We start from the raw sequence: 12,254 nt of genomic DNA, 5'->3' as shown, positions 1-12,254 counted from the left end.
ACGAGGGTGTCTCCTTCGGAGCGCCGGAGAAGAAGCTGGGTATCAAGGGCTCACCCACGCGCGAGGTCTACCTCGACAACGTCCGGATCCCCGGAGACCGGATCATCGGTGAGGTGGGCAGCGGTTTCGTCACCGCCATGAAGACCCTGGACCACACCCGGATCACCATCGCCGCGCAGGCGGTCGGTGTCGCGCAGGGCGCCCTCGACTACGCGCTCGGCTACGCCCAGGAGCGCAGGCAGTTCGGCAAGCCGATCGCGGACTTCCAGGGCCTGCAGTTCCTGATCGCCGACATGGGCATGAAGGTCGAGGCCGCGCGTCAGCTGACCTATGCCGCCGCCGGCCGCTCCGAGCGCGGCGACAAGGACCTGACCTTCTTCGGCGCCTCGGCCAAGTGCTTCGCCTCCGACGTCGCGATGCAGGTGACGACCGACGCCGTCCAGGTCCTCGGTGGCTACGGCTACACGCGCGACTACCCGGTCGAGCGGATGATGCGCGACGCCAAGATCACCCAGATCTACGAGGGCACCAACCAGGTCCAGCGGATCGTGATGGCACGGCAACTCCTTGCGGGGGTTCAGTCAGAGCTGTGACCCGCATCCTCGTACGCTGAGCGCGTGATCCTCCGCTCCAGCCGCGCGACCACCGGCCTGGTGCTGGTGGCGTCCGCGCTCGCCGGCTGCAGCCCCGCCGACGACGCCGGTGTGGCGGCGGCCGGCCACTCCCACGCCGGCGGTGGGATGGTCTCGATGCCCGTCGGCGACGGCACCCGCGTCTCCGAGGTGGGCTACTCGCTGGGCGGGCTCCAGGTGCGTGAGCGGCCGAGCGGGATCGGTGAGGTCAGGTTCCGCATCGACGACCACGACGGCGAGCCGGTCACCGACTACGTCGAGGAGCTCACCAAGGAGCTGCACCTCTACGTCGTCAACGACGACCTCACCGTCTTCCGGCACCTGCACCCCACGCGCGCCGAGGACGGCACGTGGACCGCACCCTTCGACGTGCCCGACGCCGGTGGCTACCGCGTCCTCACCGAGTTCGTCGCCCGCGACGAGGGCGGCAACGGTGACCACGTGGTGCTGGGTCGTCGGCTCGCGCTGCCGCCCGGCGATCCCGGCGACACCGTCGCCGGCGACGGGGTCGTCGGCGTGACCGTGTTGCAGGCGCCGACCACCGGTCCCAACGGCCTGCTGCGCCTCGTGGTGCGCGACGCCGAGGGGCAGCCGGTCGACCTCGGCACCTACCTCGGCGCCTACAGCCACGTCACCGGCTTCCACGAGGAGACCGGCGCGATGGTGCACCTGCACCCCCTCGACGCCCCCGACATCACCGAGGACGGCTCGGAGCTGTCCTTCCACGCCGACATCGCCCAGCCGGGCGACTACCGGCTCTTCGTCCAGGTCCGGGTCGACGGCTTCCTGCACACGGTGCCCGTCGAGCTCACGGTCGCACCGTCAGCCTGACCGTCGTCACCGGGTTCTCGAAGCGGCTCAGCCGGATGCTGACCTGCACCTCCCACTCGCCCGCGCGCGGCACCACGACCTCGCCGCGGTAGGTGCCGGCACCGATCGACCGGACGGTCACCTCGCCGATGTCGAGGCCGTCGGTGCGCAGCGCGACGACGGGGTTGCTGGGCGGGTCGTAGGGCTCCCCGGCCGCGTCCTGCACCTGCACGAGGAGCGTGTTGCTGCCGGTGCGGCGCGGGTCCATGACCGCGAGCACGCGCAGGTCGCCGGCGGTCGCGGCCCCGGCGCCGGTGGTGCCCGACGCCACGGTGACCGGCGCGGGGCGGGGCGACTGGTTGACGAGGACGCCCGTGACGCCGAGCAGCACCGCGAGCAGCACCGCCTCCACCCGCACCGTGCGGGTCACCGCGGCCGCGGCGTGCTCGCGGTCGCCGAAGCCCGCGGCGGCTCGCACCGCGGGCAGGACCCGCCACCGGTTCCAACCGCCGACCCCGGCCACGACCAGCGCGATCGCGACCTTGGTGAGCAGCAGCCAGCCGTACGACGTCTCGACCAGACCCGCCCACGACCCGACGATCCGCCAGGCCAGGAAGGTCCCCGTCGCGGCGACCGCCAGCAGCACGCCGCCGGCCAGGGTCGAGAAGCGCGCCAGGGTCTGTGCCGCCAGCGCCTCGCGCCCGGCCAGGGCGCGCAGGGTCAGCACGAGGCCGAGGAGCCCGCCGAGCCACACGGCGCCGGCGGTGACGTGCAGGACGTCGGTCGCCACCAGGAGGGGCGACGGGGTGAAGGCGCGGGAGTGCCCGACCACGGACGGGCCGGCCAGGGAGAGCAGCGCGCCACCCCCGAGCTGCCAGCCGGCCGCTCGGTCGGGGGCGGCGGCCGACGTCGCTCGCACCACGACGCCGAGCCCGACCAGCACCAGCGCCGCGGCCGCCAGCTCGTTGGCCACGGCCCCGGCGTCGAAGGAGGTCACGATGCTGCCCAGCTCCAGGCCCTGGCCGTAGACCGAGGCGATCGGGACCTGCAGGACCGCGCCGAGTGCGCCCGCGCCGGCGGCGTACAGCAGGAGCCGGCGGAGCCGGCCGCGCACCTCGGTGCCGGGCCAGGACCGGGGGAGCACGAGGGCCAGGAACAGCGCGAGGCCGGCCGCCACGAGCAGGCCGAGGAGGGTCGCCACCGTGACCACGTCGCGCAGCACCGTCACCGTCGCCGAGGACGTCTCCGGCTCGGGCGGCGCGGCCACCGTGGCGCTCGGTGCGCCCACCGAGAAGGTCAGCGCGCCGGCGATCGGGTGGCCGTCGCCGGAGAGGACGTTCCACGAGACGACGTAGGTGCCGTCGGGCAGGTCGGCGGCACCAGCCAGGTCGACGCGCACCTCCTCTCCGCTCGCTCCGGCGCTCGCGGCGACCGGGTCGCCCTGCGCGTCGTAGACCGCGATCTCCTGCGAGGTGAGCCGCACCGGCTCGTTGAAGGTCAGGGTGACGGTGTCCGGGGCCGTCTCCACGACGGCGCCCTCGTCCGGGTCGGTGTCGACCAGCTCGGCGTGCGCGGAGGCGGGAGCGCCCCCACCCAGCACGAGCGCGAGCGCGACCAGCACGACAGCCACCGGGCGGGAAGCTCGGTGCCACCACGCTGGCCGCGCCGGCGACGTCACGGCTTGGTGCGCGTCCGGGCCAGGGCGAGCCCGCCGGCGGCCAGGCCGAGCAGGCCGGCGGCGAGGCCGGCCCAGCCCAGAGCGGACGTGCCGTCGCCTTCCTCGGCACCGTCCTCGGCGTCGTCGGCCTCGGCGCCGGTCTGCTCGGCGGTCTGCTCTGCCGACTCCTCGGCCGACCCCTCGTCGTGGTGGTCGTCCTCCTCGCTCGCGGGCAGGATCTCGAACGACGGGGCGGGGTTCTCGAGCTCGTCGTGGTCCTGCCCCTCGGCCGGGACCTCGGTCCAGGCGGTCTCGCCCTTCTCACAGGTCTGGATCGTCGGGAAGGCCAGCACCTCGCCCTCGGCGTCGGGGACCGTGAAGGACAGCTCGAAGGTGTCGCGCTGGCCGTCGGGCAGCGGCGTCCGGGCGGTGTAGACGATCGACGCCGTGCGCTCGGTGACCGTGTTGCCGTGGGCGTCGGTGGCCGGCTCGTCGAGCTGCTCGATGGTGCTCTCGACCTCCCAGAACGGGTTGCGCGTCGGGGTCACCGAGAGGACCGACTCCGGCACCTGGATCTCGATCTGGGTGGTGGGCGACTCCTCGCAGCCGTGGCCGACGCTGAACGTGACGACCGTGGAGCTGCCGGCGGCGGCGCTCGAGGGGGTGGCGCTGACGTGCGCGCTCGCGGGCGCGACCAGCGAGAGGGCGATGGCCGCGGTGGCGGCGGGGACCACGCTGAGGCGCGTGAGGGTGCGGCTGGACATACGGGTTCTCCTGAGTGGGTCGTGCGGTCCGGGGTCGGCTGTGCCCACCCGGGCCCGGACGGGCTCAGGTGGGACGGACCGCCAGCGGTGGCCCGCGGCGAGGTGACACCAGGAGGTGCACGAGGGAGGAGACGGGGGTCCGGGCCTCGGTGCGTCGGCGCCTCGGCTCGGCGACGACGGGGAGCGCGGGGTGCGTGCGGAAGGAGACGTCGTACGACGCCGCCCGCCGGCTCGCCCACCACAGGACCGCGGTGAGCAGCGTGACGAAGGCGTGGGCCGCCACCATCTGCCAGGTCCAGCCCGGGTCGGGGCTCGCCACGGCGTCGTGGGTGTGCTCGGCGACGAGCCCGAAGGACTCGTGCAGGCCGAGCTGGGCAGCAGCGACCCCCGGGAGCACCGCCCACAGCGGCACCTCGCGGGTGTGGAGCAGGAGCCCGCCCGTGAGCACGACGGCCGCGACGAGGGCCAGGCCCGGGCCGGTCGGGACCGTGCCGCCGGCCCAGGTATGCGCCGAGAGGGCGCCCACCACGACGACGACGGTCGTCGCGAGGGCGCGCGCCAGGGCGTACGGCGCGCGCGCCTGCACCACCCTCGGCTCGCCGGTCACGGACACATGGTCCCAGACGCGTCGCCCGATGTGGACTACCGGCCGGGGGAGCGGTCCGGTCGGCGGTAGTCGGCGTGGCCGCGCGAGGGTGCGCAACGGCCTCCGTGGCGACCCCGGAGGAACATCAGCGGGAAGATCAGCAGCCACACGGGAGCGCCGGTGATGATGCTCAGCGCGATCAGCAGTGCCAGGACCGGCAGCAGCGGCAGCCGGGCGCGCTCACGGGACCTCGGCCGAGGCGCCGGGCGGGCGGGCTGGCTCGTCTGCGGGCGCGGCAGGTCGCTGAAGAGCACCGCCAGGTCGGCGCGGGTCCGCGCGGTCCAGATCGCGTCCAGCCGCTCGTCGTACTCCTCGTGGTCGAGGCGCCCGTCGGCGTAGTGCATGGCCAGGTCGGCCATGGCCCGCTCGCGGTCGCTGTCGGCGATGCGCAGGCGCGGGTCGGGGGTGCTCATCGCTCGCCGTCCCGTCCGTCCGCGAGGATGCCGTAGAGGCGGCGGCGGGTGTCGACCAGGACGTCGAGGGCGGCGCGACGCTGCTGGTCGGAGCCCTGGGTGCCGAGCTGCCACACGGCGCTCATGACCTGCCCGATCTCGCTCTTGATGTCGGCGCCCTGCCCGGTGGGCCTGTCCGCCGGCTCCTCGGCGCGCGCGAACGGCGCCCAGACCGATGCCAGCTCGGCCGTGTTGTCCTCGGCCCAGGCGACGCCGGCGTCGGTGAGCCGCACGGTGCGGCGACCGCGCTCGTCGTCGGCCTCGACCAGGCCCTCGTCCTGCAGCTGCTGGATCGTCGGGTACACCGAGCCGGGGGAGGGCCGCCACTCACCGTTGCTGAGCTCGGAGATCTCCTGGATCACCTGGTAGCCGTTGATCGGCTCCTCGGCGGTCCGGGCCCGGTGCAGGACGTCGATGATCGCGGTGCGGACGTCGCCGCGCCGCACCTTGGGCCCGCGCTGCGGCGGGGTCTGGGTGCCGGCGGCGAAGCCGAAGATCTCGCTCAGCCACGGCGGGGGACCGCCGGCGCGACGGCCGCCGGCGGAGGACCAGCTGCCGCTCCAGCCGGAGGCCCGGTCCGGGCGGTGGCCGGGCCGACGATCGGACCGGGGATCGGAGTCGTTGTTCTCGGGCCAGTCGGCCCCGGGCCAGTGGTGTCCCATGTCGTGCTCCCTCGTGCTCGATGACCTGGCGTTGATGGTCGGTCGTGACCTGTGTTCGTGATCTATCGCAGACCTATCGGTGAGGTATCGCGATATATCGTGATCGTACGCCGACGGCCGGGCCGGGACAAGCACCTTCCGGCAGCGGGAACCTGCCTCACGCACCGCTCGGCAAGGGCACGGACGAGCGGAGGGGCGTACGCCGACCTAGCGCGCGCGACCCGTCGGGGTGCAGGCCTTCCGGGGCACCGTCGAGTCGTCGATGATCGCGTTGAAGAGGGCGGGTGCCCGGTCGGGGTCGGCGATGATCCGGTTGGGGTCGCTGGGCGCCGACAGGTTCGGCATGGTGCAGGTCTGGCTCTCGCCGGTCATCGCTAGTGCGAACCTGCCGAGGTCGAGGGGGTTCATGCCCTCGTCGACGCGGATCGCGCCCGCCGCGGCGGAGTTGATGCCCCAGTAGCGCACCGGGTTGAGGAAGGTCCACGGTGTCAGCGCCTCGTCACCGAGCGCGCTGATGACCTCGCGCTGCCGGGCGACGCGGTCGAGGTCGCTGAGCGCGGTCACGTGGCGCGAGCGGGAGTAGCCCAGCGCCGTGATGCCGTCGACATCCTGGCAGCCCTTCTTGATGTCCAGGCGCGCCAGTGGGTCCTTCATGTCCTGCTTGGGACAGATCTGCACGCCGCCGAAGGCGTCGACGGTGTTGATGACGCTGCCGAAGCCGAGCTCGACGTAGTGGTCGATGTGGATGCCGGTGAGCTGCTCCACGCTGGCCACCAGCAGGGGCGCGCCGTCGATGGCGAAGGCGGCGTTGATCATCTGGGTGCCGTGCCCGGGCACCTCGGTGAGCGTGTCGCGCGGGATCGACATCATCGTGCGACCGCCGGATCCGGTGTGGAGCACGATGATGGTGTCGGTGTTGGTGCCGCCGCGCTCGCCCGTCTGGAGCACCTTGCGCTGGGCGGCGGTGAGGTCGTCGGCCTTGTCGGACCCGACGATGAGGTAGTTGGTGCCGGGCTGGTCGTCGGGGCGCTGGCCGCTCGGCTCGGCGTCGACCTTGTCGATCTTCGTCCAGTGGTAGAGCGGGACGCCGGCGAGGTAGACCAGGATCAGCAGGAGCAGCAGCGGGATGAGGCCGAGCCGCAGCCGCGGGCGCCAGCGTCGCTTCTTGGGCTGGGGTCGCGGGGCCGGGGCCGGCGCCGCCGCACGCGTCCCGCCGGGTGGCCGCCCGCCGGAGCCGCGCGCCTCGCGTTGCGCCACCGGCATCACCCGGGTCTCGTCCGGGCGCTCGCCCCGTGGGGCGCCCTGCGTCGGGACCTGCTGGGTGGCGTCACCGGGCGGCGTCTGGGAGGTGCCTCCGTAGAGCCAGTCGTACTCCGGTGTTCCCTTCTCGGGCATCCCGGAGCCCTGCGGACGATCAGCCATGCGAATGGACGCTACCGTGCCGAGCATGAGTGAAGTCGCACCCCGCCCCACGTCGTACAGCCGGGTGAGCCTGGGCATCATCGCCTCGGGGACCGAGGCCAACCTGCTCGGCAACGTCCACGGCGGCGACATCATGAAGCTCGCCGACTCCACGGCGGGCGCGGTGGCCTACCGGCACAGCGGCGGACCGGCGGTGACGGCGGCGATGGACGAGATGACCTTCCTGGAGCCCGTGCACGTCGGCGACATCATCAAGACCTATGCGCAGGTCAACTGGGCGGGGTCGTCCTCGATGGAGATCGGGGTCCGGGTCGAGGCGCAGCCGTGGGGCGACGCCGCGGACGCGCCGCTGCACGTGGCGAGCGCCTACTTCGTGTTCGTCGCCATCGACGAGGACGGCCGCTCGCGGCAGGTGCCGCCGCTGGAGACCGAGACCCCCGACGACGTACGACGCCACCGCGAGGCCCAGATCCGGCGCGCGCACCGGCTGGCCCGCAAGGCCGAGATCGACCGCGGGCGCGAGGAGTGAGGGCCCGGTCCCAGGTGCGCACCGAGCGTCTCTGGCTGGACGAGCCTGAGGAGTCGGACGCCGAAGCCGTCCCCCCAGGACTCGTGGGCTGACCTGGCCGTCACGGCGAGTCGTGCCCGGGTGGGACGGGTGTGACTGGTGATACTGGGCGAGCTGACTTCCCCCAGCAAGAAAGGCCCCCGATGCCGCCCGTCCCGCCCCCCGGGTCGCCCCAGACGCGGTTCACCACGCTCGACCGCGCCCAGCGCGTCCGGTTCCGCCGCGCGGTGACGCTGATGCTGATGACCCTCGTCCTCCCCGGATCGGCGCAGCTCGTCGCCGGCAACCGCCGGGTGGGCCGGATCGCGCTGCGGACCTGGATCACGCTGGCCGTGCTGGGCACCGTCGCGCTGGTGGCGTCCTACTTCTGGCACGGGGTCGCCTTCTGGGCCGGCACCGACACGATGTTCCTGCAGGCGCTGCGCCTGGGCCTGATGGCCCTCGCGATCGGCTGGGCCTACCTCTTCATCGACGCCTGGCGCCTCGGGCAGCCGCTGACGCTCCAGCGCCAGCACCGCCTCGCCATCGTCGGCGTCAACGGCTTCCTCTGCTTCAGCGTCGCGGGTGCGCTGCTCTTCGGCGCCCACGTCGTGGGCGTGCAGCGCCAGTTCATGATCTCCATGTTCGGCGACGGCGCGGCGGTGGGCGCCTCCCACGGTCGCTACAACGTGCTGCTCATGGGCGGCGACTCCGGCGCCGGTCGCTGGGGCCTGCGCCCCGACTCCATGACGGTGGCCAGCATCGACGCCGAGACCGGCAAGACAGTGCTGATCTCCCTGCCGCGCAACATGCAGAACTTCCCGTTCGCCGAGGGCTCGGTGATGGCCGAGCAGTTCCCCGACGGCTTCGACGTCGAGGGGATGTACCTCAACGGCCTCGCCACCTGGGCGCTCGACCACGCCGACCTGTTCGCCGGGTCGAAGAGCCCGGGCGTCGACGCCACCATCCAGGGCGTCGAGGGGATCACCGGCCTGAAGATGAACTACTGGGCGATGGTCAACCTCGAGGGCTTCAAGGACCTCGTGGACGCGGTCGGCGGCGTCGAGCTCAACGTGCGCCAGCCGATCCCGGTGGGCCTGCCCTACGAGGACACCTTCCACTACATCGAGCCCGGCACGCGCACCCTCGACGGCCACGACACCCTCTGGTTCGCGCGAGCGCGTGAGGGCTCCGACGACTACTCGCGCATGGCACGGCAGAAGTGCGTGATGGGCGCGATGCTGCAGCAGGTCAGTCCCCAGGTCGCGCTGCGCAACTTCGAGAAGATCGCCGGCGCCAGCTCGGCGATGGTCTCCACCAACGTGCCGCGCGGCGAGGTGGACCGCTTCGTCGACCTCGCGCTGAAGGCCAAGAGCCAGAAGATCGCCACGCTGTCGCTGGTGCCGCCGATGATCAACACCGCCCACCCCGACATCGCCCTCGTGCAGCAGAAGGTGGGCGAGTCGATCGCCCGCGCCGAGGGGCGTACGCCGTCCCCCACGGTCGACGCGGCACCCGAGTCCGACGCCGACACCTCCTCCGAGGCGCCCGCGGCCGAGGCGCCCGCGGCGACCGGTGGGGCGTCGACCACCCCCTCTGCGCCGGCCACGCCGGAGGCTCCGCCGTCCGTCACCGGCGGCTCGCTCGGCTCGATGTCGCAGGGCTACGCGGCCAACGAGTCGGAGGACCTCGGCGCCGTGTGCTGACCCGGTGCACCGCCCCCTAGGGTGTACGCCGTGACCACCGGACCCCTGCCTCGCATCGTCGCGGTGGTGGTCACCTTCAACCGCCTCGCGCTCCTCGAGAAGCTCATGGCGCGCCTCGGGCAGATCGACGGCCTGGCCGAGGTGCTGGTGATCGACAACGCGTCCTCCGACGGGACGGGGGAGTGGCTGGCCGCCCACGCGCACACCGGCGAGATCCCGCTGAGGTCGCGCTCGCTGAGCACCAACCGGGGCGGCGCCGGTGGCTTCCACGACGGCCTGGCCTGGGCGCTCGACCGCGAGGCCGACCTGGTGTGGCTGATGGACGACGACGGCCTGCCCGACCCCGACTGCCTCGACCGGCTGCTGGCCGAGACCGACAACCTCGACTTCTGGGGCCCGCTCGTGGTCGACGAGGCAGACCCGTCGCGCCTGGTCTTCCCGATCAGGCTGCCGGGCGGCACCCGCGTCGTGCACCAGGTCGACGACGTACGCCGTGCGGCCCGCGACGACCGCATCGACGGGATCGTGATCCCGTTCAACGGCGTGCTGGTGACCAAGGAGCTCGTCGACCGGATCGGGCTGCCGCGCGAGGAGTTCTTCATCTGGGGCGACGACCACGAGTACCGGCTGCGGGCCGAGGAGGCCGGCGCGCGCGTGGCCACCGTCGTCACCGCCACCGTGCGCCACCCCAGCGTGGGCAACCTCGGCACCCCGATGATGTTCGGCCGCACCACCTACAACGACTCGCCGAGCGACCTCAAGCACTACTGCATGGCCCGCAACAACCTGGTCAACCTCCGCGACTACCGCGGTCCCCTCCACGCCGCCGCCTTCGTGGTGAAGACCGCGTGGTTCTACACCTTCACCCGGCCGAGCCTCTCGCGGCTGCGGCTCAGCGTGGGCGCCATGCGCGCCGGCATCGCCGGCGACTTCGACGGCCACCGGAGGTTCCTGTCGTGACGAGCGAGACCGTGGCGGTCGTCGTCGTGACCTTCAACCGCGCCGACCTGCTCGTCGGCATGCTCGACGGCCTCGCCGCGCAGACCCACGCGCCCGACGCGGTGATCGTCGTCGACAACGCCAGCACCGACCACACCCGGGCCGTGCTCGAGGCGCGCACCGACCTGCCCCTCCACGTGACCTTCGCCGAGACCAACCTCGGTGGTGCGGGCGGCTTCCACATCGGCGTGCGGGCGGCGTACGACGCCGGCTACGACCGCGTCTGGCTGATGGACGACGACGTCGTCCCGGCACCCGACTGCCTCGCGGTGCTGATGGCGGTCGACGCCGACTGCCTGATCGCGGTGCGCGAGGACCGCGCCGGCACGCTCGTGGAGAAGGCGGCCGTCGACTTCGACCTCCGCAACCCGTTCGCCGTACGCCCCAAGCGCTCCGCCGTCGACACGGTCTACGCCGACCGCGCCTCGATGCCCGAGCTGGTCGAGGTGCAGAACGTCGCCTTCGAGGGCTTCATGGTCCGCCGCGACGTGGTCGCCGAGATCGGCTTCCCCGACCCTGCCTTCTTCATCTTCTACGACGATGCCGAGTACGCCGTCCGCGCCCGCCGGGCGGGGCGCCGGATCTGGGCGGTGCGCGACGCCGTGCTCGTGCGCCAGCTCGACTTCAACCAGCAGCACGACCTGTCGGGGTGGAAGGGCTTCTACATGTACCGCAACCTCTTCGTGGTGCACCTGCGCCACGGGGAGAACGCGCTCGTCCGGCTGAAGCCGTGGCTGATCACCCTCGTGGTCGTCCTGCTCAGCCCGGCGCGCGGCGGGAGGGCCGAGGCCCGCAACGTGATCCGCGCCATGGCGTCGGCGCGAGGCATGCGGCGCCTGACGCCGACGGCCGAGCCCCCTCGCTAGACTTCACGCGCCTCCCACGGCCCCTCACCAACGGGCGCCGCCCCACTACAGGAGTTCATCCCTTGTCCCAGGGTTCAGCACAGCTTCCCGACCTCGTCATCGTCGGCGCCGGACTGTTCGGCCTCACCATCGCCGAGCGCTGCGCCGAGGACCTCGGCCTCCGCGTCCTCATCCTCGAGCGCCGCCACCACCTCGGCGGCAACGCCTACAGCGAGCGCAACCCCGAGACCGGGGTCGAGGTGCACAAGTACGGCGCCCACCTCTTCCACACCTCCAACGAGCGCGTGTGGGAGTACGCCAACCGGTTCACGGCGTTCACCGACTACAAGCACCGGGTCTTCGGCAAGTACCAGGGGCAGGTCTACTCCCTCCCGATGAACCTCGGCCTGATCAACCAGTTCTTCGGCAAGTCCCACACGCCCGACGAGGCGCGGGCGCTGATCGCCGAGCAGTCGAGCGAGATCGCGACCGAGGACGCCTCCAACCTGGAGGAGAAGGCGATCAGCCTGATCGGGCGCCCGCTCTACGAGGCGTTCATCAAGGGCTACACCGCCAAGCAGTGGCAGACCGACCCCACCGAGCTGAGCTCGGAGATCATCACCCGCCTGCCGGTGCGCTACACGTTCGAGAACGGCTGGTTCAGCGACACCCACGAGGGCCTGCCCGTCGACGGCTACACCGCGTGGCTGACCAGGATGGCCGACCACCCCAACATCGAGGTCCGCCTCGAGACCGACTTCTTCGCGGTGGCCGACGACTTCAAGGGCAAGGTCCCGATCGTCTACACCGGCCCGGTCGACGAGTACTTCGGCAACTCCGAGGGGCGCCTGTCGTGGCGCACGGTAGACCTCGAGTCCGAGGTGGTGGAGACCGACGACTTCCAGGGCACCTCGGTGATGAACTACAACGACCAGGAAGTGCCCTACACCCGGATCCACGAGTTCAAGCACTTCCACCCCGAGCGCACCTACATCTCGGGCAAGACCGTCATCGTCCACGAGTACTCCCGCGCCGCCACCGACGACGACGAGCCGTACGACCCGATCAACACCGCCGAGGACCGCGAGAAGCTGCTCAAGTACCGCGAGCTC

The 12,254-nt window shown here is 72.3% G+C and carries 13 protein-coding genes; 7 read left to right on the top strand and 6 right to left on the bottom strand.

Annotation, left to right across the window (positions count from 1 at the left end):
- Both JWN97_RS10700 and JWN97_RS10695 read left to right on the top strand, forming a co-directional pair.
- The coding region (locus JWN97_RS10700; RefSeq protein ID WP_297622261.1) for an acyl-CoA dehydrogenase family protein at positions 1–593 on the top strand (593 nt) is incomplete at its 5' end.
- A 24-nt stretch (positions 594–617) separates the two neighbouring features.
- Complete coding sequence (locus JWN97_RS10695) at positions 618–1,463, top strand: hypothetical protein (protein WP_297622238.1); 846 nt, start codon at positions 618–620, stop codon at positions 1,461–1,463.
- Here the strand turns inward: JWN97_RS10695 and JWN97_RS10690 are convergent.
- The 6 genes from JWN97_RS10690 to JWN97_RS10665 all read right to left on the bottom strand — a co-directional run bounded on the left by JWN97_RS10690 (position 1,441) and on the right by JWN97_RS10665 (position 7,045).
- A complete protein-coding gene (locus JWN97_RS10690) occupies positions 1,441–3,072 on the bottom strand; it encodes a copper resistance protein CopC (RefSeq protein ID WP_297622230.1) in 1,632 nt (543 codons plus the stop codon). The genes JWN97_RS10695 and JWN97_RS10690 overlap by 23 nt on opposite strands.
- Before the next feature lie 44 nt (positions 3,073–3,116).
- Entirely contained in the window at positions 3,117–3,863 is a 747-nt protein-coding gene (locus JWN97_RS10685; RefSeq protein ID WP_297622221.1) for a YcnI family protein, read from the bottom strand.
- A 64-nt stretch (positions 3,864–3,927) separates the two neighbouring features.
- Positions 3,928–4,470, bottom strand: a complete 543-nt coding sequence (locus tag JWN97_RS10680; RefSeq protein WP_297622214.1) for a hypothetical protein — start codon at positions 4,468–4,470, stop codon at positions 3,928–3,930.
- A 35-nt stretch (positions 4,471–4,505) separates the two neighbouring features.
- The gene (locus tag JWN97_RS10675; protein ID WP_297622210.1) at positions 4,506–4,922 is read right to left on the bottom strand and encodes a DUF1707 domain-containing protein; all 417 of its coding nucleotides are present in this window, start codon (positions 4,920–4,922) and stop codon (positions 4,506–4,508) included.
- Entirely contained in the window at positions 4,919–5,623 is a 705-nt protein-coding gene (locus JWN97_RS10670; protein WP_297622208.1) for a PadR family transcriptional regulator, read from the bottom strand. The genes JWN97_RS10675 and JWN97_RS10670 overlap by 4 nt, the downstream gene beginning before the upstream one ends.
- A gap of 207 nt (positions 5,624–5,830) precedes the next feature.
- Positions 5,831–7,045: an LCP family protein gene (locus JWN97_RS10665; protein WP_297622206.1), complete on the bottom strand. Its 1,215-nt coding sequence runs from the start codon at positions 7,043–7,045 to the stop codon at positions 5,831–5,833.
- A gap of 25 nt (positions 7,046–7,070) precedes the next feature.
- Between JWN97_RS10665 and JWN97_RS10660 the strand changes: the two genes are divergently transcribed.
- The 5 genes from JWN97_RS10660 to JWN97_RS10640 form a co-directional block, all read left to right on the top strand.
- A complete protein-coding gene (locus JWN97_RS10660; RefSeq protein WP_297622204.1) occupies positions 7,071–7,574 on the top strand; it encodes an acyl-CoA thioesterase in 504 nt (167 codons plus the stop codon).
- A 182-nt stretch (positions 7,575–7,756) separates the two neighbouring features.
- Positions 7,757–9,298 (top strand): LCP family protein, encoded by a 1,542-nt coding sequence (locus JWN97_RS10655; protein ID WP_297622202.1) that lies wholly within the window; start codon positions 7,757–7,759, stop codon positions 9,296–9,298.
- A 30-nt stretch (positions 9,299–9,328) separates the two neighbouring features.
- The gene (locus JWN97_RS10650) at positions 9,329–10,258 is read left to right on the top strand and encodes a glycosyltransferase family 2 protein (protein ID WP_297622200.1); all 930 of its coding nucleotides are present in this window, start codon (positions 9,329–9,331) and stop codon (positions 10,256–10,258) included.
- On the top strand, positions 10,255–11,163 hold the full coding sequence (locus JWN97_RS10645; RefSeq protein WP_297622198.1) for a glycosyltransferase family 2 protein: 909 nt from the start codon (positions 10,255–10,257) through the stop codon (positions 11,161–11,163). The genes JWN97_RS10650 and JWN97_RS10645 overlap by 4 nt, the downstream gene beginning before the upstream one ends.
- Before the next feature lie 62 nt (positions 11,164–11,225).
- On the top strand, positions 11,226–12,254 hold a 1,029-nt coding region (locus JWN97_RS10640), incomplete at its 3' end, for a UDP-galactopyranose mutase (RefSeq protein WP_297622197.1).

This window comes from Nocardioides sp. (assembly GCF_025965415.1).
Taxonomy (GTDB): domain Bacteria; phylum Actinomycetota; class Actinomycetes; order Propionibacteriales; family Nocardioidaceae; genus Nocardioides.
The sequence above is the reverse complement of the archived record's forward strand: the minus strand, read 5'-3'. Positions and strand labels throughout refer to the sequence as shown.

Coding starts and splice junctions, on each gene's coding strand:
- JWN97_RS10675 (WP_297622210.1), bottom strand. CDS start 4,922: ATGAGCACCCCCGACCCGCGCCTGCGCATCGCCGACAGCGACCGCGAG.
- JWN97_RS10665 (WP_297622206.1), bottom strand. CDS start 7,045: ATGGCTGATCGTCCGCAGGGCTCCGGGATGCCCGAGAAGGGAACACCG.
- JWN97_RS10660 (WP_297622204.1), top strand. CDS start 7,071: ATGAGTGAAGTCGCACCCCGCCCCACGTCGTACAGCCGGGTGAGCCTG.
- JWN97_RS10685 (WP_297622221.1), bottom strand. CDS start 3,863: ATGTCCAGCCGCACCCTCACGCGCCTCAGCGTGGTCCCCGCCGCCACC.
- JWN97_RS10670 (WP_297622208.1), bottom strand. CDS start 5,623: ATGGGACACCACTGGCCCGGGGCCGACTGGCCCGAGAACAACGACTCC.
- JWN97_RS10655 (WP_297622202.1), top strand. CDS start 7,757: ATGCCGCCCGTCCCGCCCCCCGGGTCGCCCCAGACGCGGTTCACCACG.